The following is a 17,912-nucleotide window of genomic DNA, read 5'->3' on the forward strand; positions in this document are numbered from 1 at the left end:
GGAAAAATTACATTATGGAGCTCAGGCAAAGTGAAGATCCGTTATGCCCTTCCGGTGATGCTGGCGTTGTCGTCCTTCGCCAACGCGGTTGAGTTGCACCATGTCACCGTCCGCACCGGCACTGACGGGCTCGACATGGTTCCGTTGACGATTTCGAATGCGGGCAGCGAAAGCCTCTCCTGCAACGCCGACTTCGCCCACTGGTATTCAGCCGGGATCGCAACGGTCGAGCCGGGCAAGAAGACCCGCGTCGAGCTCTGGTTCGATGCGAAGACCGGCACGTTCACGATCCTCAACGACAAACGCGAGAACCTGCCCGTCGAGCGGCTGTGGTGCGGTCTGGCGAGCCGCGCATATGCCACCCGCGTGCAGGTCACGCTCGACCGCACCGATGCGGCGAAAGGCGAGCGTGATGTGTCCTGCGGCATCGCGCGGGACAGCCTGGTCTGCCGGTAGGCGGTCATCGGGCTTTCCGTTCGAACACCGCGCGCCCCTTATTCTTTTGCCAGGAATGCGTCGGTGAAGACGTCGTCCGCCGACAGAGCCGTCTTGAGCACGCCCTGGTCCGTCAGCGTCTTCAGGGTCTCCTCCCACTGCGTCTTCGTCATCCAGCCAAGACCGTGTTCCTTTGTGTCGGGGCTGCTGAACGTCGATGCGATGTCGGCGTTGATCTGCGCCAGCAGTACATCCTTTTTCTCCGCATAGCCGGGCGCGGCCTTGGCCGTGATCTCGGCGGCCTCTTCCGGATGAGCCACGACATAGTCGAAGGCCTCCCTGTATGCCTTGACGAAGCGGCGTACGACGTCCGGCTTGTCCTTGATCATCGCCTGCGAGGTGAACAGGCCCGAGCCATAGGCTTTCCACCCATGGTCCGCCCCCATCATGATGCTGAGCGAGCCGGGGCCTCCGGCCTTCGCTTCCAGTTCGGGAACCTCCGCATCGATATAGCCGACGACCGTCTGAACCCGGCCAAGCAGCAAATAGCTTTCATAGGGAGGCGAGACGCTGTTCAGCGTCATGTCCTTTTCGGTCAGGCCGTTGGCGGCCAGGAAGCCCTTGAAGAAGATGTAGGTGGAGCCGGCCGGATGAATGCCGATGGTCAGTCCCTTGAGGTCGGACGGCTTGGTGAGCTTCAGCGTCTTGGCCAGCGAAATGATCCCCAGCGGCGAGTGCTGGTTGACAGCCGCCAGCGCCACGACCGGGACATTCTGCGACCGTGCGACGGCAAGCGTGGGAAGATCGCCGAACCCGAAATCCGCGTTCTCATTGCCCACCAGCCGCATCGCGTCCGGCGAGCCGGATCCCTTGCGGATCTCGGCCACATCGATGTCGTTCTTGGCGAAGAAGCCCTTTTCCTTGCCGACGAAGAACATGGCGTGATTGCCGCGCACCACCCAGTCGAGCTGGACGTTGACCTTGTCGGCCGCCAGAGCCGCGCTGGAGAAGCCGAGCGCGCCGACAAAAGCTGCCAAGGTAGCTGCCTTGATAAGTGACCGTCTCAGCATGTTTTGTTCCCCTTTATGAATTTGGTTGATCGAGTGGGCCTAGGACTGGCTGAATTTCGGCGCCCACGGCACCACGATGCGTTCGAGGATTTCGGCGGCATAGTAGAAGGCGATGCCAAGCACGGAAACGAGCAGCAGCGCTGCGAAGACCAGCGCCGTGTCGAGCTGGGTCGAAGCGAACTGGATGACGTAGCCGAGACCGTCCGAGGCGCCGGCAAATTCGCCGACGATGGCGCCGATCACGCTCAACGTGGCGGCGATCTTGGTTCCGGCCATAAGGTTCGGCAGCGAGTGCGGAACGCGGATCCTGAACAGGATCTGCGTCTGGCTGGCCCCGACCGAATTCATCAGCGACAGCAGCGAGCGGTCGACCGATTGCATGCCCGCCAGCATGGAGAGCGTCACCGGGAAGAAGGCGATGACCAGGATCAGGCCGATCTTGGGCGCCAGTCCATATCCGAACCAGAGGATGAAGATCGGCGCGAGCGCGACTTTCGGCACGTTCTGGAACAGCACCACCAGCGGATACAGGGCGCGTCCCAACCAATCGAAGCGCACGATGAGCAGCGCAATGGCGATGCCGACCACGACCGAGACCAGGAAGCCGAACAGGATCTCGCCCGCCGTCACCAGCGTCGCCTGCATCAGCGTGCCCCATTGCGCGACCAGCGACTTCGCGATCTCGGACGGAGCGGGAATAATGAAAGCGGATATGGCAAAGACCCGCACGGCCGCTTCCCACAGCACGATCGTCACCAGCAGCAGGATGACCGCAGGAAGCCAGCTGCCGGTCGCCGCACTCCAGTTGGAGGCGAGGCGCGGCTCGGAAAGGTCGGTGATGGGTTGGTCGCTCAAGACGCGCCTCCCGGTTGATGACTGGAGCGCAGCATCGTTCGCAACTGGACCACCAGCCTGACGAACTCCGGATCTTCGGTGACCGACAGGTCGCGCGGATAAGGCAGCGCAATGTCGAGGCTCTCGGTGATCCGCCCGGGCTTGATCCCCAGCACGTGAACATGGCGCGACAGATGGATGGCCTCGTCGATGGAATGGGTGACGAGCACGATCGTCTTGCCGGTCCGCTGCCAGATCTCCAGCAGCGACTGGCCCATCGAATCGCGGGTGATGGCATCGAGCGCGCCGAACGGTTCGTCCATCAGCAGGACTGCGGGATCGAGCGCCAGGGCCCGTGCAATGGCGACCCGCTGCCGCATGCCGCCCGACAGCTCGTTTGGCCGCTTGTGGGCGCTGTCGCCCAGCCCCACCAGCTCCAGCATCTCCTGCCCGCGCGCCCGCAGATCCGAGCGCGACAGCGACTTGTCGGCGATGCTGAGCAGCATCGAGGCATTGTCGACGGCGTTTTTCCAGGGGAGCAGGTTGGCGTCCTGGAAGACGAGGCCGATCATCCGCTTGCGCGCCGCCTCGGTCGGCGCGAGCCCGGCGATCGAAACGCTGCCCTGGGTCGGCTGCACCAGTCCGGCCAGCACCTTGAGCAAGGTGCTCTTGCCGCAGCCGGAAGGGCCGATAAGGGAAACGAACGACCCCTTGGGCACCGAAAGATCGATGTTGCTGAGGATCAGCTGCCGGGCCATGACCACCGAAACGCCCTTGGCGGAGATCAGATCGTCATGGCGGATATGGGCCGGCCTGTCGCCGGCGGCTCGAATGGTTTCAATGCGCATGGCTTGTCGCCCCGCGCGCTGTTTTCTGCCGCACCCGCACCACCTTGATGGCGAAGGCGCCCTTCACACAAACAGCCGACCGGTGGAACTCCTCAAACCGGCCTGCCCTCTGCGCACCATATGACATCGGCTACTCCCGGCCTTCCAGGATGCGCCGCACCGCGACGAGCTTGCGCGCCCGTTCACCCTGCAGCGCCTTTGTCTGCTCGGGCGTGTAGGCAAACATGCCCTCGCCCGACTTGATGCCGAACTTCGACGCAGCTGTCTTCTCCAGCACCATCGGCGCGACATCGTCGCGGTTGGAGAGATCGGCATTGAGGAAAGACGAGACGGATTTGTAGATATCCAGCCCCGCCATATCGAGCAGCGCCATCGGACCGATGACCGCGATCTTGTAGCCGATGCCCCAGGACACGCAGGTGTCGAGGTCTTCCGGCTCGATGACGCCGCGCTCGACAAGATCGACCGCCTCGCGCAGCAGCGCATAGAGCACGCGGTTCTCGACGAAGCCTGGAATGTCCTTCTTCACCACCACCGGCAGCAGGCCGATCGAGCGGATGAGATCGCGGATAACAGTCACGGTTTCAGGCGCGGTCTTTTCGCCGCCGATCACCTCGATCATCGGGATGATGTGCGGCGGGTTCGACCAGTGCATGCCGACCATCCGCTCGGGATGCGAGATATGCGCCTGCAGCTTGGTGATCGGGATGCCCGACGTGTCGGAGGCGACGATGACGGACGGGCCGATCAGCGGATCGATGTCGCGATAGGTCTGCGCCTTGATGTCGATATTCTCGGGCACGTTCTCGATCACCAGTTCGGCGCCATCGACGGCCTCGGCGATCGTCTCGACGAAACGCACGCTGCCGGCGCCAGTCCCGGGCGCCTTGATGTCGAGACGGTCGAGCACGCCGCCGGCGAGATCAAGCATGCCGCGGGCGCGCTCGATTGCCCCTGGCGAAACATCATACGCCGTCACATCGAGCCCGCCGCGCGAAAGCCGCGCGGCGATGCCTGGACCCATCGTTCCCAGTCCGATGAGAGCGGCGCGCTTGATCATCATGCCGCCTTTGCGGGAGCAGCAGTGGTTGCCGCCTTGAAGGCCGGCCGGGCGGCGATTGCGGCCACCCAGCGCTCCAGATTGGGCATTGACGGCCGGTCGATCTTGAAGTCGACGCAGCGCTTCAGGATCGGCGCGCAGGCAATGTCGGCAAGGGTCAGCTTGCCGAGCGCCAGGAAGTCCTTGCCGGCCAGATGGCCGTCGACGATCTTGAGCTGCGCGACAAGGTCCTTCACTTGTTCCTTGTATTCGGCGGTCTGTTCCTCGGGCGTGAGCTTGGCGCCCTTGAAGGCCGCCAGATAGCCGGGATTGACCGCCGCCAGCAGGAAGTCCATCCAGCGCTCGACCTCGGTCTTTTCGGCCGGCGTGGCGCCATTCAACTGTTCGCCGCCGCATGCCGCGAGATAGCGCAGGATGGTGTTGGACTCCCAGATCACGGTGTCGCCGTCGACCAGCGTCGGCACCTTGGAGGTCGGGTTGAGCGCCTTGTATTCCGCCGTCTGCGTGTTCTCGAACTGGCGGCCATAATCCTCGCGCTTGTAGGAGGCCCCCAGCTCTTCGAGCATGAAGAGCACCTTCTGGACGTTGCCTGATGTCTGGCGGCCTAACAGCTTGTACATGTCGTCTCCTCGCTAGTGTCCAGGGGTCTACTTGCTCGCCGGGAGCGGCTTGTAGACGATGGCGTCCATTTCGATCTTGGTGTTGATGACGGCCTTTGCCTCGACGGTCGTGCGTGCCAGAACGGCGTCGCCGATCCCTTCGAGGAACGCCTTGTTGTAGCGACCGAAATCGCGCGTATCCTCGAGATAGGTGGTGATCCGCACGACATCCGACAGCGTCGCGCCTTCATGCGCGATGACGCGCGCAATGGTCTTCAGCGTCGCCAGCGTCTCTTCCTCGATCGTGCCGCTGATCATGTTGTTGTTCTCGTCCTTCGGCACCTGGCCCGAGACGAAGATGAAATCGCCGGCACGCACCGCCGGATGAAACGGCAGGTTCGGGTTCTTGTTGCCGATGGCGTAGTGGCTGGCGGATTTTCGCGTGCTGTCGCTCAACATACCCCCCTAGAGAACGCTGGTTTCGATAATGTCGACGCCACGGATGCGATCGATCAGGTAGACGATGCCACGGTCGTCGATGGTCACGTCGTTGGACGAGGAACGCTCCGCCCCCTCCGGCGCGTCGGGCATGAAATGGCCGACTTCCTTTGGCGCGAACGGATCGGCGATGTCGACGAGGCGCAGCCCCTGCGCGAACCATGCAAACGGAATGACGGTTCCATTGAACCGCTCGGAGGGCTGGTGGCAGCCGGTCATCGGCGGTTGCGGCGCCCCATCCGGGTCGAGGCCCGGCACCTGGAAGGTCGAGATCGGCAACGGGTTGGTCTCGTCGGTGATGTCGTAGATCCAGGTGAAGGCCGGCGGCGAAGGTCGCAGTTTGGCGACATCCTCGTCCGCCACCACCATGATGTTGCGGCCCTTCAGCAACTGCGGGATCGGCAGGCAGGTGTGGGTGGGATGCGGAAAGCTCGGGCTCGAATTGACGTGCGAGACCAGTTTCGGCTTGGTGATGTCCGAAATGTCGAGGATGAACAGCCCGTGATGCCAGTAGCTGACATAGAGCCGGTCGCCCATGCGCAGCGGATGGTGGCAACGCGGCGTGACATAGTCATGCCACGGGTATTCTTCGCCGCCACCCGTCCACTGGCCGGGTATCCACCAGCGTCCGACCTCGACCGGCTTCGTGGGATCGATCAGGTCGAGGATCATCACGATGTTGCCGACATAACCGTCGGCGGTCGGCGAGATGTAGACGTAACGGCCGTCGAAGTCGTAGCGGTGGACGCCCTTGCCGCCGGTTATCCATTTCGAGATGAGCTTGGGCTGCGCCGGCTTGGTTGTGTCGTAAAGCGCCAGTCCGCCGCCGAAATCGGCCGGGCCGGCATCACCAAAGCGCTCGTGGTTGATGATCATCAGCCCGTCCTTGGCGCGCACCTTGTGCGAATGCCAGCCGGGCGGAACATCGATCGTGGCTATCTTGCGCGGATTGCGCGGGTCGGAAATGTCGACCAGCGTCGTGCCGCTCGGCGGCCGCATGTGACCGATATAAAGGATGTTGCCATCGACCCAGACCTGGCCGCCGCCTGGACAGTCGACATGGCCGATCTGCTTGGTGTTGAACGCCGAAACCAAATGCATACGCCCTTGCTGCTGAAACGTCATTTCGATGTCCCCGCCGCCAATCGCGGCGGGACAGTGCTTGCCGAAGGGCCGAAAACTAGACGAGGCGGAGCAGGTCGCCGGCCTGGTTGCGGCCCCAGCGCTTGTAGAGGAGCAGCGCCTTCTGCGTCGGCGCATCAGTGGCGCCGAAGAAGATCACCGGCTCGCTAGACGAGCCGTTGACATGCTCGACCCAGGAACCGCCAGGTATGGCGATGGTGTCGAACTGGTTCCAGTCATAACGTTTGCCGTCGATGATCGAATGGCCGTTGCCGCGGAACGGCGCCAAGAGCAGGCTGGCGGTCTCGCGCTGCGGCAAGGTCCTCTCGCCGGGGCGCAGCATCTGCACGTAGAAATTGATGGTGTGGAAGACGGGGCCGCCGGTGGTCGGATCGACATAGTCGATGACGATGCCTTCATGGGGGTCGCCATCCCAATCCTTGTGGGCGTCGAGGACCGCTTCCATCTTCTCCCAGCGATAGACATACATCGGCGACGACAGGCCGCCGCCGCGCTTGTGGTCGACGAAACGCGGCATCAGGCCACCCTCGCCATAGATGCGCTGTGAGTAGTCACCGGGATAGCGGGCGGTCTGCACCTTCTTCTCGACTTCCTTGCCATCGACCATCTCGGTGTATTTGTGATCGAAATGGACGGCATGCAGCGTTTCGACCAGCGGCAGGTCGAGCACCGACAGGTTGACCGCCTGCTCGCCGCCGACGGTGCCATGATTGTGCCAGGCGTCGTTGGGCGTCAGCACCATGTCGCCCGGGCCGAAGACCACGTCTTCGCCCTCGACGCCGGTGAAGTTGCCCTTGCCGGTCAGGCCGAAGCGGATGGCGCTCGGCGAGTGCTTGTGCGGCGGCATGATCTCGTCGGGATCGTTCAGGCGGTAGGCGGTGTACATGGTGCTGACCGATGCACGCTTGGGCGCAAGACCGGGATTGACCAGGATCAGCGAACGGCGCTCACTGTCGTCCATGGTCACCAGTTCGGCGGCGCGCTGCAGCAGCGGCTCGATGTCCGAATAGGACCACACGAAGGGAACGGCCTTCGACGTCGCCATCAGCTGCTTGATCTCGTCATGATCGACGCCTTCCGACGTCGCCCAGAACGGAAACATGTTCTTTGCGTAGAGGGCGTCATAGAGGCCCTTGAGTGCTGCCTTCTTGTTGGTGAGCACATCGTTAGCTGGTTGCGCCAGGGACATATCGGACACCTCTCGTCACGAAGAAAATACTTCTAACCAACTCAACCGTATTCGCATTGGTTTTGCTCGACAATAGCCAAATTGCGAATTTTATAAGTTTTTGGTTGAGGTGCATTTTTGGGAGGCAAATGCCTAGAAATAGGCAAAATAGCCTAGAAATCGCGAGATACAGCTCGCAACAAGGGCGTGAAACCGCTTCGCCACGGCCATGCGGACGCGCATGACAGTCCAACCAACGCAGTTTTTCAGTCTCAACCAAAAGACTTTGGTTGTATTCCGGCCGCCTCTATCAGGCCGCCACGCTCTGTTGAGCGCGGCTGCGGATCAGATCCGCGGCCTTTTCGGCGATCATGATGACCGCCGCATTGATGTTGCCGCAGACGAGGTCGGGCATGACCGAGGCGTCAACGACACGAAGTCCGGCGATGCCGCGCACCCGCAATTCCGGATCGACCACCGATGCCGCATCGACGCCCATGCGGCACGTGCCGGCCGGATGATGCACGGTGATCGAGGTCTTGCGGATATGCTCGTCGATCTCTTCGTCGCTCTCGCATTTCGGGCCGGGGAAGAACTCTGCGCCCACGAACGGGGTCATGGACGGCTGGCTGGCAAGGTTGCGGGCAACGCGAAAGCCGGCGCGAAGCGATTGCCAGTCGCGCTGCGAGGACAGGAAATTCTGATGGATCAGCGGCGCGGCGACCGGATCGCTCGACGCCAGCCTGACGCTGCCGCGGCTCTCCGGCTGCACAGCAACGATACGGGTCGCAAAGCCGTCGGCGAACGGCGCCTTGAACGGCGACATGTAAGGCCATGCCCCCAGCGGTGCGGCGGTGAAAAGCAGCTGCACGTCCGGCAGCGGCCGGCTTGCGTCGCTCTTCAGGAATGCCACGACGCCGCCAGGCACATCTCCCGAAAAGCCCTTTCCGGTGAGATAGGTCTTGACGAAATCCAGCCCGATACGATCGGCCCGCATCATCTTGAGAAACGGTCCCGGCTGTTTGCGCCGATACATCAGGATGACCGAAACGTGGTCCTGCAAATTCTTTCCGACCTGCGCACGATCGACCTTCGTCTCGATGCCATGCGCCGCGAGCTCACCGCTGTCGCCTATGCCTGACAGCATCATCAGCTGCGGCGTGTTGATGACGCCGCCGGCAAGCAGGACTTCGCGCCGCGCCAGAACTTCATGGCTCGCCCCGCCTCTGGTGTAGGCAATGCCCGTTGCACGGCCATCCCTGAGCAGGATCTTCGTCGCCATCGCGCCGGTCAGCACCTTGACGTTGCCGCGGCGCATGGCAGGCCGCAGATAGGCGGTCGCGGTCGAGCAGCGGCGGCCGTTCGCAATTGTCATCTGCAGCCGGCCGAAGCCTTCCTGTATGGCGCCGTTATAGTCGTCGGTCTGCGGGTATCCGGCATCACGGCTGGCTGTGGCGAAGGCATCGATCAGTTCGTCCTTGTACCGGCAGAACTGGGTGTTCAGCGGCCCGCTGCCACCACGGTACCGGCTTTCCCCCGCTTCCCAGCGCTCCTGCTTCTTGAAGTAGGGCAGCACCTTGTCGAACGACCAATCCGTCAGGCCGCTTGCCGCCCAGCGATCGTAGTCGCCGCGATTGCCGCGCACATAAGCCATGGCGTTGGTGGAGGAAGAGCCGCCGATGACCTTGCCGCGCGCGCATTCGACCTTGCGCCCGCCGACATTGGCCTCGGGCTCGCAGAAATACATCCAGTCGTGGCGGCGCTCGGTCAGTATCTTGCCCCAGCCGAGCGGGATGTGGATCATCGGATCGCGGTCCCAATCCCCCGCCTCCAGCAGAAGCACCGATACGGCAGGGTCCTCGCTCAGCCGGTTCGCCAGCACACAGCCGGCCGATCCCGCACCGACAATGACGTAGTCAAAGGTTTCGCCAGCCGGCATGCGTGATCCTCGGGAGAAAACGGCCCGCCGCGATGGCAACCGTCGACATGGGCAGTCAACCATCGCGCAACTGGTGTTGTCAACCATTGCGTACAGCTGTAGATTGGTTGAATTGGTTGAGTGCCGTCGAACAGGCTTTCGTGTCACAATATGATGCCGGACGTTGAGTCGGCGGTCTGCCGATCGGACAGGAGATTTGGTTTTGAGCGCATTCGAGCCGCAGGTCGGACCATCGGATCTCGACGACATCATCGCCGCGGTCCGCCAGTTGCAGCAGGGCGGCGGCAAGCTTCCGTCCGAGCGCGATCTTGCGGAACATCTGAGCGTCAAGCGCCATCAGCTTCGCAAGGCGCTTGAAGTGCTGCGCCTTTCGGGCGACCTCAAACCGGCGCGCGCCAGGCGGGCGCCGACCGCCCTTCCGAGATATGGCGAGGAACTGGTCAGGGTAACCAATCCGATCGAGGTCCTGGAATTGCGCCTGATCATGGAGCCGGGCCTTGCCCGACTGGCGTCGCTGCGCGCCTCCTCTTTCGAGACGGCGCGGATCCTCGACGCGGCAACCACGCCGGAGAACGCCCCGTCGGGTGAGGTCGACTTCGCTTTCCATCTCGCGATCGTTGCCGCGGCCCGCAACCATCTCGCCGCGGAATTCTACAAGATGCTGCGCCAGGTCGGCGTCGATGCGCGGGTGAAGGTTGCGCGCACCGCAGCCCCCACCTGCCCCAAGCGGATCGCCCACCGCGACGGCGAGCATCGCCTGATCGCCGAGGCGATCTCGCAGCGCGATCCCGAAGCGGCAGAGGCCGCAATGCGCGCGCACCTTTTGTCCGTGCAGAGACAGATCATGGAACGGTCGAATGCCGGCGCCTTTGCCGCGTGATCGTATCAGCTTCCGATAGTGAGCCTGTGCGGGGAATTTCAAATTGAAACGTCATTTCGACGTGCTGGTGATCGGTGCGGGATCCGCCGGCTCGGTTGTTGCCAGCCGGCTCAGTGAAGACCGGTCGTGCCAGGTCGGCCTCGTCGAGGCCGGGGCGATGCCGGCCGATCCCGACATCGCCGATCCGCTGAAATGGACGATGCTCCAGGGCCGCGCCTACGACTGGAGCTACCGGACCGTGCCCCAGCCCTTCACCGCCAACCGCGTCCATGAATGGCCGCGCGGCAGGATCGTCGGCGGCTCGAGCTGCCTGCATGCAATGGCCTATGTCCGCGGCCATGCCGATGATTTCGAACCCTGGGCGCAAGCTGGCGGCGAGCGCTGGTCCTATCGGGGGTTGTTGCCGGGCTTCATCCGCAGCGAAGCCTTCACTGCCTTCGACGGGCCGACACGCGGCAAGTGTGGCCCGCTGGACGTCTATCTGCCGGACGCCGAGGTCAGTCCGGTCGTGCGGGCCTACATCGCCGCCGGGCGCGCCATGGGTGCTCCCGCCCTGAGCGACCACAACAGCGGCGAACTGGTCGGCACTAGTCCCAATTCACTCAACATACGTGACGGCAAGCGCCTGAGCGTCGCCGACGCCTATCTGTCGTTGCAGGTCATGGCGCGGCCGAACCTGACCTTGCTTGCCGGCCACGAGGTCGAGCACCTGGTGCTGGACGGCCACAAGATCACGGGCGTGAGCGTGGTGTGCGAGGGTGAGACCGGAACGCTGTCCGCCGACCGGATCGTCCTTTGCGCCGGCGCAGTATCCACGCCGCTCATCCTCATGCGGTCGGGCATTGGCTGTCCCGATACGCTGAAGCAAGCTGACATACGTTGCCTTGCCGATCGCGGCGATGTCGGCCGCAACCTGCAGGATCATCTGCTGGCTCTCGGCAATGTCTACAGCACGAAGAAGCCGGTGCCGCCCTCCCGCCTGCAGCACTCCGAATCGCTGATGTACCTGCACAGCGACGACCCGACCCGCTCCACGGGAAGTCCCGATATCGTGCTCGCCTGCGTCGTCGCGCCGTCGGCGGCCGAGGGCCTGAAGACCCCGCTTTATGGCTCGGCCTTTACCATCCTGTGCGGCGTCACTCATCCAACAAGCCGCGGGCGCATCACACCGAGCGGCCCGAGCCGCAACGATGCGCCGGTCATCGACCCGCATTACCTCGAAACCGAACACGATCGCGCGACATTCAGGATGGCGTTGAAGCGGGCGCGCATGGTCGGCCATCATGCGGCCCTGGACGAATGGCGCGATACGGAGATCCTGCCAGGTGCACCGGTTCAGTCCGATGCCGAACTCAATGCTTTCATCGCCAGGGCTGCTTCCACCCATCACCATCCGGCCGGCACCTGCCGGATGGGTCGTGACACTGAGGCCGTCGTCGATCCTGACTTGCGGCTGAACGGCTTCGACAATGCCTTTGTCGTAGACGCCTCGGTGATGCCGGCGATCCCGAGCGGACCGATCAACGCCGCGATCGTCGCCATCGCCGAAACCTGGGCGGCGTCTTCACGGGCTACCCCGTCCTCAGCGTAACCGCGGCCGCGTCCGACAGTTCCCCTGGTTTCCGAATGGCTCTGGTTCCCAGCGACGGTCAGCTATGGAGATGCGTCAGTTCAAACGCGGCTCCGTCCTGGACGCCGGCCATGCGCTGCTCGGCGGACCGGAACATGTCCGCGAACTCCACCTGGTTTTCGAACACCACGCCGCCGACCTTGACGGTCAGGGCATCCTCCATCCCTTTTGGCGCGAAATAGACTTGCGCGATGCGCGCACTGATACGCTCGCCGATTTCCCTGGCTTCTGCTTCGGTCGCGCCGGCGAGGAAAACCCCGAACATCGACGTCCCCATGCGTCCAACCAGATCCTCCGCGCGCACCGACGATTGTATGGTCGAGGCTATGAGCCGCAAGGCTTGATCGCCCCATTCAAGACCAAAGCGCAGGTTGATGGACCGCAGATGTTCCGAATGGATGACCAGGAAGGCGCCCGATTTCGGCCCCGGCACCGACGGCCGTGCCGTTCTTTTTTCGACCATCGACGTGAAGACCGCTCCGTTCAGGCAGCCGGTCATGGTGTCGAAGGTTGCCGACTTGTCGAGTTCCCGGCGATAGCGACGAAGCTCGATCTGTTTCAATCCAACGAACAGAAAAAGCGGAACGCCAAGGACAACGGGCAACAGGATTGCCGTGATCATGCTGCGCCCAAATGGCGTCAGCGCCTCGGAGAACAGGAGCAGGTAATTGAGGCCGACGGAAACGCCCAGGATTGCAGCGGTTCCCAGAAAGGTCAGCAAAGCGACGCTTTTCCATGCCTGGTCGGTGGTGCTCGCCATAGTCTTTATCACTGGCCGATCTCCTGTGGTTGGGCTGGTATAAGGCCGGTGTGTTGCAATTTCAGTTTCAAGGAAGCTTGCAATTTAATCGATTGCGCGATGACCCCATCAAGGCTGCGCCCGTGGCGGTTAACAAACAAAACATCAGGGAATGAATGGCAGGCTATTGCGCCGGGCCGAATATGCCCATCCCAGCCTTTCGGGCTGTCGCCTCCGCCTTGCCGTAGATGCCGCTCGGCAGCGCCGTGGCCCAGCCGTTGGAGACAAGCCAGGCGCCAACATCCTGCTTGCCCAGCCTGCATGGTGCGGCGACGGCAAAACGCTCGACGTCCGGCGGTACGAAACAGTGCAGCGCGCGTCCCCTCAGCCAGGAATTGAAAACGGCGCGGGCGCGCACGCCGCAAGGCCAGATGACGTCATGAAACGAGCAGGAGCTGTCGAGATCGATGCCTCGCACTCCGCTGATGACCACCTTGCGGCCCATGGCTTCGAACATCGCCGACGATGTGGCGATCGGGCGGTAGAGCAAGACCTCCCGCCAATCCCCGGGCATTGGCGTTTTCGGGGGCACGGCGAGACCGAGCTCGCTTAGTGGCGGACGGGGCTCGGCCCGTTCGATCTCAGCGGGATCAAGCCGTGGCGGAGCGATCAGGTCTTGAGCAACCTTGCGCGCCGGCTCCAGGCGTTGCGCGCCGGCAACCGGGGCAACCGGCCGGATAGGCCGGGTATCGCCAACATCCGGCGACGGGGCACGGACAGGCCGATCGACCGAAAGCAACGCCCCGCCCTGAATGATCAGCAGGATACCGGCCAGAAGCAGGAAGCTTCCGAGCGCGATCGCCAAGCGGCTGCGGCCCGGCCTAGCCATCAGCTTGAACAAGATCTCGGGGATTTGCGCCGGTCAGAAACCCGACGTCGATTTGGCAACCAGCTTGAGCGCACCTTTTTCAATCCGATAGAACGGCATCGAGCGTTGGCTGGATCCGTCGGCCCGAAACCGGAACAGGCCGGTCGAGCCACGAAAGCCGTTTGGATTTTCGAGAACTTTCTTGCTGAAACCATCAGGCCCGACCGCGCTGGCAATCCCTGCCGTCAAGGCAACCATATCATAGGCATAGGCCACGTTGACGTCGGCAGGATAGTTGTATGTCGTCCTGAAGCGGTCGGCGATCGGCCCGGTTTCACTTGGATCGAGCGTGGCGATAAACGCCCCCTCGAAGAGCGGATCCATGGGGTGCTCCAGCCAACGGTTCGTTCCGACGACGGAGATGGTCTTTCCCGGAATGCCCTTCGATTTGAGGGCGGCAAGGATAGGCGCCGGACTGCCATTGCCACTGGCGACAATGACGGCGTCGGGGGCGTCCACGAGTGAGCCCATTTCGTCGACCGCCTTCGCGCCACCATCGCCGGCAGAATATCGGAGAGTGACCGCAAGCGCCGCGCCGTAGATGCTGAGGCTGTTTGCGACCCGCTTCTCCATGGCGCCGGCGTTTGGACCGTCCGCGACAAGCAGTACGAACTTCTTGCTGCCTTTCGCAGCCAGTCCCGCGGCGCCGGCTGCGGCGCTGTCCGCCTCGCCAAGGAGCACGGCATAAACCCCGGCGCCGCCGGCGAAATTGTCGGCAAGCGCCAGAACCGGTGGCCGCTTCGATCCCGAAAGCGTGGCAATATGCTGGGCTGCCGGCAGCTCGGTCGGGCCAATGACGACTTTCGATCCCGTCGTAATGGCCGTTACTGCCAGTTTGCTGGCCTGCGTGCTGTCGCCCTTGGTGTCCTCTATCGTCAGCGTCAGCAATCCGTTGCCGATATCCGTCATCGCCAGCTTGGTCGCATCGAGCATCTTCCTGCCGTTTTCCCCGGCCGTTCCGGGGGCGGACAACGGCAGCAGCATCGTGACTTTGGTCGAACCGGTGCCCAGCGACTGGGTCGCCTGGACGGGACCGGCACCGGCGGCGCCATTCTGCCCGGCAGGCGCGGCAATCGCCGCCGGATCGAGCACTTCGGACACGCCGCCCTTCGACTGGCAGCCCGACACGATCGCGGCGAGCGCCAAGGCGATTGCCCATGTCCGCGGACAGTGGACCTGTCGGCCAGCTTCCATGAATGCTCCACCCCTATGTGCCGCCGGATATTGTTCCCGGTCTGGTCTTCAACGCATGTTACGGCGGACTTGCAGTGCCGTCTGTAGTTCTTTTAGCCGCCGAAGAGCCTGCCTCTGAGCGCCCTGATCTGCCTTGCTTGCCCGGCACTTCGATACTCGGCGCATTTCATGTATCGCGGCCCCGGCACGAACACGCGGCGCACGCAGACGCCCTTTGCCTGGGCAGCGGCTCCACCCTCTCCGCCCGGCGAAAATGCGGAAAAGCCAAACGTCGCCACCGGCAAAGGCCCGGTCACTTCAAAGCCTTCCCTTGCCAGGATTGCCCGCGCACGCTGGCAGTAGCGGACCGAAAGGGCTGAGAACCGGCTTTCATTGTGCCCGGCGCGATATTTCATGACCGTGGTGCACAGATCGCCCGCGGCGAGCCTGTTGGCCTGTGCAAGATATTTGACCCCCAGCGCGATGTTGGCCGCCGGCGCGCTCAGATCGTCCAGGGAACCTCGAAAGCCGAGCATCCTGGCCGTCGCCGGCATCACCTGCATCAGGCCGACTTCGCCGTCGCCGCCTTGCACGCCGGGATCGAAGCCGCTTTCGATCTCCATCACCGCATGCGCCAGCATCGGCTCCAGGCCATAGATCGATGCCTGGCAACTCGCAAATGCCTTGAAAGCCTGCCGGGTCCACTCCGTGGCCGGATCACAGCGCACCGGTTGCTTCAGGCCGGACGAAAGCTGTTGTTTCACGGATGGTCGTTCCAGCCAGTTGGCACTGGCCGGCGTGACCGTTTGGACAAAGCCAAACAACACGATCGCACCCGCGACCGCCTTCAGGAAGGATCCGTCGGCTGTCATGATGGCCAACAGGCGTGGGTTCGCCTATCCGGTCAGTGCATGTACTCGACCATGCGATCGTGAAAACACTCGCATTTGTTGAGGTAGTCTTCGTCCTTGTAGTTCGTCTTCAGGTAGCCATAGGCCTTGCCGCAAGCGACCTTGGCCTCCGACGCCCAGACGAAGACGGGCCGCGACGAGTTGATCCACTCCGAGCTGTTGGCGACGGCAACCGACTCGTCCATCAACTTCACAACCTCCTGCTTCAGATCGACGATGTTGTCGTTCAGCACCAGGTTGGAGGTGCCGACGACACGGCAATAGTCGCCCGTCGGACCGTCGATGATGTCGGCGGCATACCCCGTCGACCCGACTGCCAGCAACAGCGTCGCAGCGGAAACAAGCAGTCTTGCAGAACGTTTCATATTGAGCTCCCCTAGATATTAGCGACGTATAACATAGTCACGTGGTTGTGCGCTATGGCGTTACACCACGTTTGCCGTTGTCTGATGCTGGGTTATGCCATCGTCGTAGAGCAGCGTGATCGTGTTGGCAGCGGGGTGGTTCGTGAGTTCCGCCACTTGGACAAAATTGGCCGGATCTCCCGATCCGCTCGTGTCGACACTCAGCACGCCGGTCCCTGCGTCGTAGTTGACGAAGTTGCCGACATTCGCAGGAGCCGAGTCGAACAGGGCTGTCAGGTCGATCTTGTCGCCGTCGCCGCCATTGAAGTCCGTGATCAGATCCTTGATGTCGAGGTTCTCAAGTCTGAACGTGTCAGTGCCCGTCCCGCCGGTGAGCGTGTCACTCCCGGCACCACCGACCAGCAGGTCGTTGCCGGCGCCGCCGATCAAAGTGTCGGCGCCGCCTTCGCCTCTGAGCGTGTCGTTGCCCAATCCGCCGGCCAGGTAATTGGCGCCGGAGTTTCCGTAGAGATAGTCATCGCCGGAACCGCCGATCAAGCCCTCGATGCCAGTCAGCGTATCTCCCGTGGCATCGCCCCCGGTGATGTTGCCATCACTCGGATTGCTGGGGGTGCCATGAACACCGGCGGCGCCACCTGCATCTGTCAGGTTTATCGAGATCGCCGCGCTCCCGGTATAGTCGGCAATGTCGGTGCCGGCTCCGCCTGAGATCGTGTCAGCGTGGGTGCTGCCGGCGATCACGTCGTTCACGGTGCCCGCAAACCCTGCCAGCGTAAAGGATCCACCCGAACTTGCAGCTACCTGGTGGATGTCCAAGGACTGGGTTGCACTAACGTCACCGTCACCATCGACCGCACTGACTTGAAAATGCAACGTGGTGTCGGATGGCAGTATCGTTTGTGAGATGTCGACGGCGGACAGCCTGATTTTCGAACCAGCATCACCGGTTATGGAAATTAGGTTGAAGTCGATCGAAGGATCGATGACCAGATGTCCGTTCGTAACTGTCGCCGTTCCGCTACGGGTCTCGCCGGTGACGGAATTGGTTGCGATCCACGATACAGAGCCCGAGCTGTTGCCGCTTGCCGCGAAATCGAGGCTGCCTATGAACTTCGGATTCAGCGTCGGTGCGTCATCCCCCGCGGTTGCGGAGGTGTGAAACTCCATGGTGAAGTTCTCATCTTTCTCGATAAACTGATCGGCGACACCGAAGCCCTGTGTCGAAGAATTGACGCCCGTGCCAGTACCGGTGAACTCGATCAGGCCATCCGATGTTTCAAGGAAAGGTGTCGGACCACCCGGCGACAGCCCCGTGAGCGTTTGAGTTACCGTTGTTGCTGCATCGGGTGTGATAAGCGCAAAGGCGTAGGTACCATCTGGATGCAAGGTGAGTGAATAGATGTCAGTCCCCGTGGAGGTTTCGGCCAGCAGCACCGTCGTTCCGTCAGCCTGGACTGCCGTGCTGTAGCTAACCCCCGTGATCGCCGGACCTGTGATGTTGAAATGGTTGACACCGTCGGCTCCCGCCACAAAGTCAAACAAACCGTTGACGGATCCGACCTCGTTGGGGATCGTCCCTGGCGTGAAAGCTCCAAGCGTCGGCACGTCATCGACGATGTCGACCAGGATGGAGCCGGTGGTGGTGTTGCCGTGGGCGTCGGTCACCGTATAGGTGAAGCTGTCCTTGTCCTG

The 17,912-nt window shown here is 62.6% G+C and carries 18 protein-coding genes; 3 read left to right on the forward strand and 15 right to left on the reverse strand.

The window, feature by feature from the left end:
- The first annotated feature begins 30 nt into the window (after window positions 1-30).
- The gene (locus AC0L2U_RS06205) at window positions 31-456 is read left to right on the forward strand and encodes a hypothetical protein (protein WP_127408288.1); all 426 of its coding nucleotides are present in this window, start codon (window positions 31-33) and stop codon (window positions 454-456) included.
- Between the two features lie 38 nt (window positions 457-494).
- On the opposite strand, the gene AC0L2U_RS06210 is transcribed toward AC0L2U_RS06205, so the two are convergent.
- The 9 genes from AC0L2U_RS06210 to AC0L2U_RS06250 form a co-directional block, all read right to left on the reverse strand.
- Window positions 495-1,505: an ABC transporter substrate-binding protein gene (locus AC0L2U_RS06210; RefSeq protein ID WP_127267963.1), complete on the reverse strand. Its 1,011-nt coding sequence runs from the start codon at window positions 1,503-1,505 to the stop codon at window positions 495-497.
- Between the two features lie 39 nt (window positions 1,506-1,544).
- Window positions 1,545-2,360, reverse strand: a complete 816-nt coding sequence (locus tag AC0L2U_RS06215) for an ABC transporter permease (RefSeq protein ID WP_127809458.1) — start codon at window positions 2,358-2,360, stop codon at window positions 1,545-1,547.
- The gene (locus tag AC0L2U_RS06220; RefSeq protein WP_473601577.1) at window positions 2,357-3,187 is read right to left on the reverse strand and encodes an ABC transporter ATP-binding protein; all 831 of its coding nucleotides are present in this window, start codon (window positions 3,185-3,187) and stop codon (window positions 2,357-2,359) included. Before AC0L2U_RS06220 ends, AC0L2U_RS06215 begins: the two co-directional genes overlap by 4 nt.
- A 130-nt stretch (window positions 3,188-3,317) precedes the next feature.
- A complete protein-coding gene (gene fhmpcd1 / locus AC0L2U_RS06225) occupies window positions 3,318-4,247 on the reverse strand; it encodes a 5-formyl-3-hydroxy-2-methylpyridine 4-carboxylate 5-dehydrogenase (protein WP_128363490.1) in 930 nt (309 codons plus the stop codon).
- Window positions 4,247-4,867: a glutathione S-transferase family protein gene (locus tag AC0L2U_RS06230; RefSeq protein ID WP_473601578.1), complete on the reverse strand. Its 621-nt coding sequence runs from the start codon at window positions 4,865-4,867 to the stop codon at window positions 4,247-4,249. The genes fhmpcd1 and AC0L2U_RS06230 overlap by 1 nt, the downstream gene beginning before the upstream one ends.
- 27 nt (window positions 4,868-4,894) lie before the next feature.
- Window positions 4,895-5,305 carry a RidA family protein gene (locus AC0L2U_RS06235; RefSeq protein WP_013529860.1) on the reverse strand — a complete coding sequence of 137 codons (411 nt, stop codon included), beginning with the start codon at window positions 5,303-5,305 and terminating at the stop codon, window positions 4,895-4,897.
- 6 nt (window positions 5,306-5,311) lie between these two features.
- The gene (locus tag AC0L2U_RS06240) at window positions 5,312-6,469 is read right to left on the reverse strand and encodes an LVIVD repeat-containing protein (RefSeq protein WP_292136164.1); all 1,158 of its coding nucleotides are present in this window, start codon (window positions 6,467-6,469) and stop codon (window positions 5,312-5,314) included.
- Window positions 6,470-6,524: 55 nt separating this feature from the next.
- Window positions 6,525-7,676, reverse strand: coding sequence for a cupin domain-containing protein (locus tag AC0L2U_RS06245; RefSeq protein WP_128363487.1), 1,152 nt, complete (start codon window positions 7,674-7,676; stop codon window positions 6,525-6,527).
- 289 nt (window positions 7,677-7,965) lie between these two features.
- Entirely contained in the window at window positions 7,966-9,594 is a 1,629-nt protein-coding gene (locus AC0L2U_RS06250) for a GMC family oxidoreductase (protein ID WP_127396971.1), read from the reverse strand.
- A gap of 202 nt (window positions 9,595-9,796) precedes the next feature.
- On the opposite strand from AC0L2U_RS06250, the gene AC0L2U_RS06255 reads away from it, so the two are divergent.
- Window positions 9,797-10,474 carry a FadR/GntR family transcriptional regulator gene (locus AC0L2U_RS06255; protein ID WP_013529856.1) on the forward strand — a complete coding sequence of 226 codons (678 nt, stop codon included), beginning with the start codon at window positions 9,797-9,799 and terminating at the stop codon, window positions 10,472-10,474.
- Between the two features lie 43 nt (window positions 10,475-10,517).
- The gene (locus AC0L2U_RS06260; RefSeq protein WP_164895563.1) at window positions 10,518-12,065 is read left to right on the forward strand and encodes a GMC family oxidoreductase; all 1,548 of its coding nucleotides are present in this window, start codon (window positions 10,518-10,520) and stop codon (window positions 12,063-12,065) included.
- Between the two features lie 58 nt (window positions 12,066-12,123).
- Here the strand turns inward: AC0L2U_RS06260 and AC0L2U_RS06265 are convergent, their stop codons facing one another.
- From AC0L2U_RS06265 to AC0L2U_RS06290, 6 genes are all read right to left on the reverse strand, one after another.
- Window positions 12,124-12,876 (reverse strand): GGDEF domain-containing protein, encoded by a 753-nt coding sequence (locus AC0L2U_RS06265; RefSeq protein ID WP_473601581.1) that lies wholly within the window; start codon window positions 12,874-12,876, stop codon window positions 12,124-12,126.
- 151 nt (window positions 12,877-13,027) lie between these two features.
- Window positions 13,028-13,708, reverse strand: coding sequence for a thermonuclease family protein (locus tag AC0L2U_RS06270; protein ID WP_292657678.1), 681 nt, complete (start codon window positions 13,706-13,708; stop codon window positions 13,028-13,030).
- Between the two features lie 57 nt (window positions 13,709-13,765).
- On the reverse strand, window positions 13,766-14,965 hold the full coding sequence (locus AC0L2U_RS06275) for an ABC transporter substrate-binding protein (RefSeq protein ID WP_473601582.1): 1,200 nt from the start codon (window positions 14,963-14,965) through the stop codon (window positions 13,766-13,768).
- 92 nt (window positions 14,966-15,057) lie between these two features.
- The gene (locus AC0L2U_RS06280; protein ID WP_127397957.1) at window positions 15,058-15,816 is read right to left on the reverse strand and encodes a lytic transglycosylase domain-containing protein; all 759 of its coding nucleotides are present in this window, start codon (window positions 15,814-15,816) and stop codon (window positions 15,058-15,060) included.
- 32 nt (window positions 15,817-15,848) lie between these two features.
- On the reverse strand, window positions 15,849-16,220 hold the full coding sequence (locus tag AC0L2U_RS06285) for a hypothetical protein (protein WP_127270682.1): 372 nt from the start codon (window positions 16,218-16,220) through the stop codon (window positions 15,849-15,851).
- 60 nt (window positions 16,221-16,280) lie between these two features.
- On the reverse strand, window positions 16,281-17,912 hold a 1,632-nt coding region (locus AC0L2U_RS06290), incomplete at its 5' end, for a calcium-binding protein (protein WP_473601583.1).

This window comes from Mesorhizobium sp. WSM4808, from assembly GCF_055811675.1.

Bases quoted from the DNA above. Each gene is read 5' to 3' on its own strand.
- AC0L2U_RS06230 (WP_473601578.1), bottom strand. From the start codon at position 4,867: ATGTACAAGCTGTTAGGCCGCCAGACATCAGGCAACGTCCAGAAGGTG.
- AC0L2U_RS06285 (WP_127270682.1), bottom strand. From the start codon at position 16,220: ATGAAACGTTCTGCAAGACTGCTTGTTTCCGCTGCGACGCTGTTGCTG.
- AC0L2U_RS06250 (WP_127396971.1), bottom strand. From the start codon at position 9,594: ATGCCGGCTGGCGAAACCTTTGACTACGTCATTGTCGGTGCGGGATCG.
- AC0L2U_RS06245 (WP_128363487.1), bottom strand. From the start codon at position 7,676: ATGTCCCTGGCGCAACCAGCTAACGATGTGCTCACCAACAAGAAGGCA.
- AC0L2U_RS06235 (WP_013529860.1), bottom strand. From the start codon at position 5,305: ATGTTGAGCGACAGCACGCGAAAATCCGCCAGCCACTACGCCATCGGC.
- AC0L2U_RS06220 (WP_473601577.1), bottom strand. From the start codon at position 3,187: ATGCGCATTGAAACCATTCGAGCCGCCGGCGACAGGCCGGCCCATATC.
- AC0L2U_RS06275 (WP_473601582.1), bottom strand. From the start codon at position 14,965: ATGGAAGCTGGCCGACAGGTCCACTGTCCGCGGACATGGGCAATCGCC.
- AC0L2U_RS06210 (WP_127267963.1), bottom strand. From the start codon at position 1,505: ATGCTGAGACGGTCACTTATCAAGGCAGCTACCTTGGCAGCTTTTGTC.
- AC0L2U_RS06280 (WP_127397957.1), bottom strand. From the start codon at position 15,816: ATGACAGCCGACGGATCCTTCCTGAAGGCGGTCGCGGGTGCGATCGTG.
- fhmpcd1 (WP_128363490.1), bottom strand. From the start codon at position 4,247: ATGATCAAGCGCGCCGCTCTCATCGGACTGGGAACGATGGGTCCAGGC.
- AC0L2U_RS06240 (WP_292136164.1), bottom strand. From the start codon at position 6,469: ATGACGTTTCAGCAGCAAGGGCGTATGCATTTGGTTTCGGCGTTCAAC.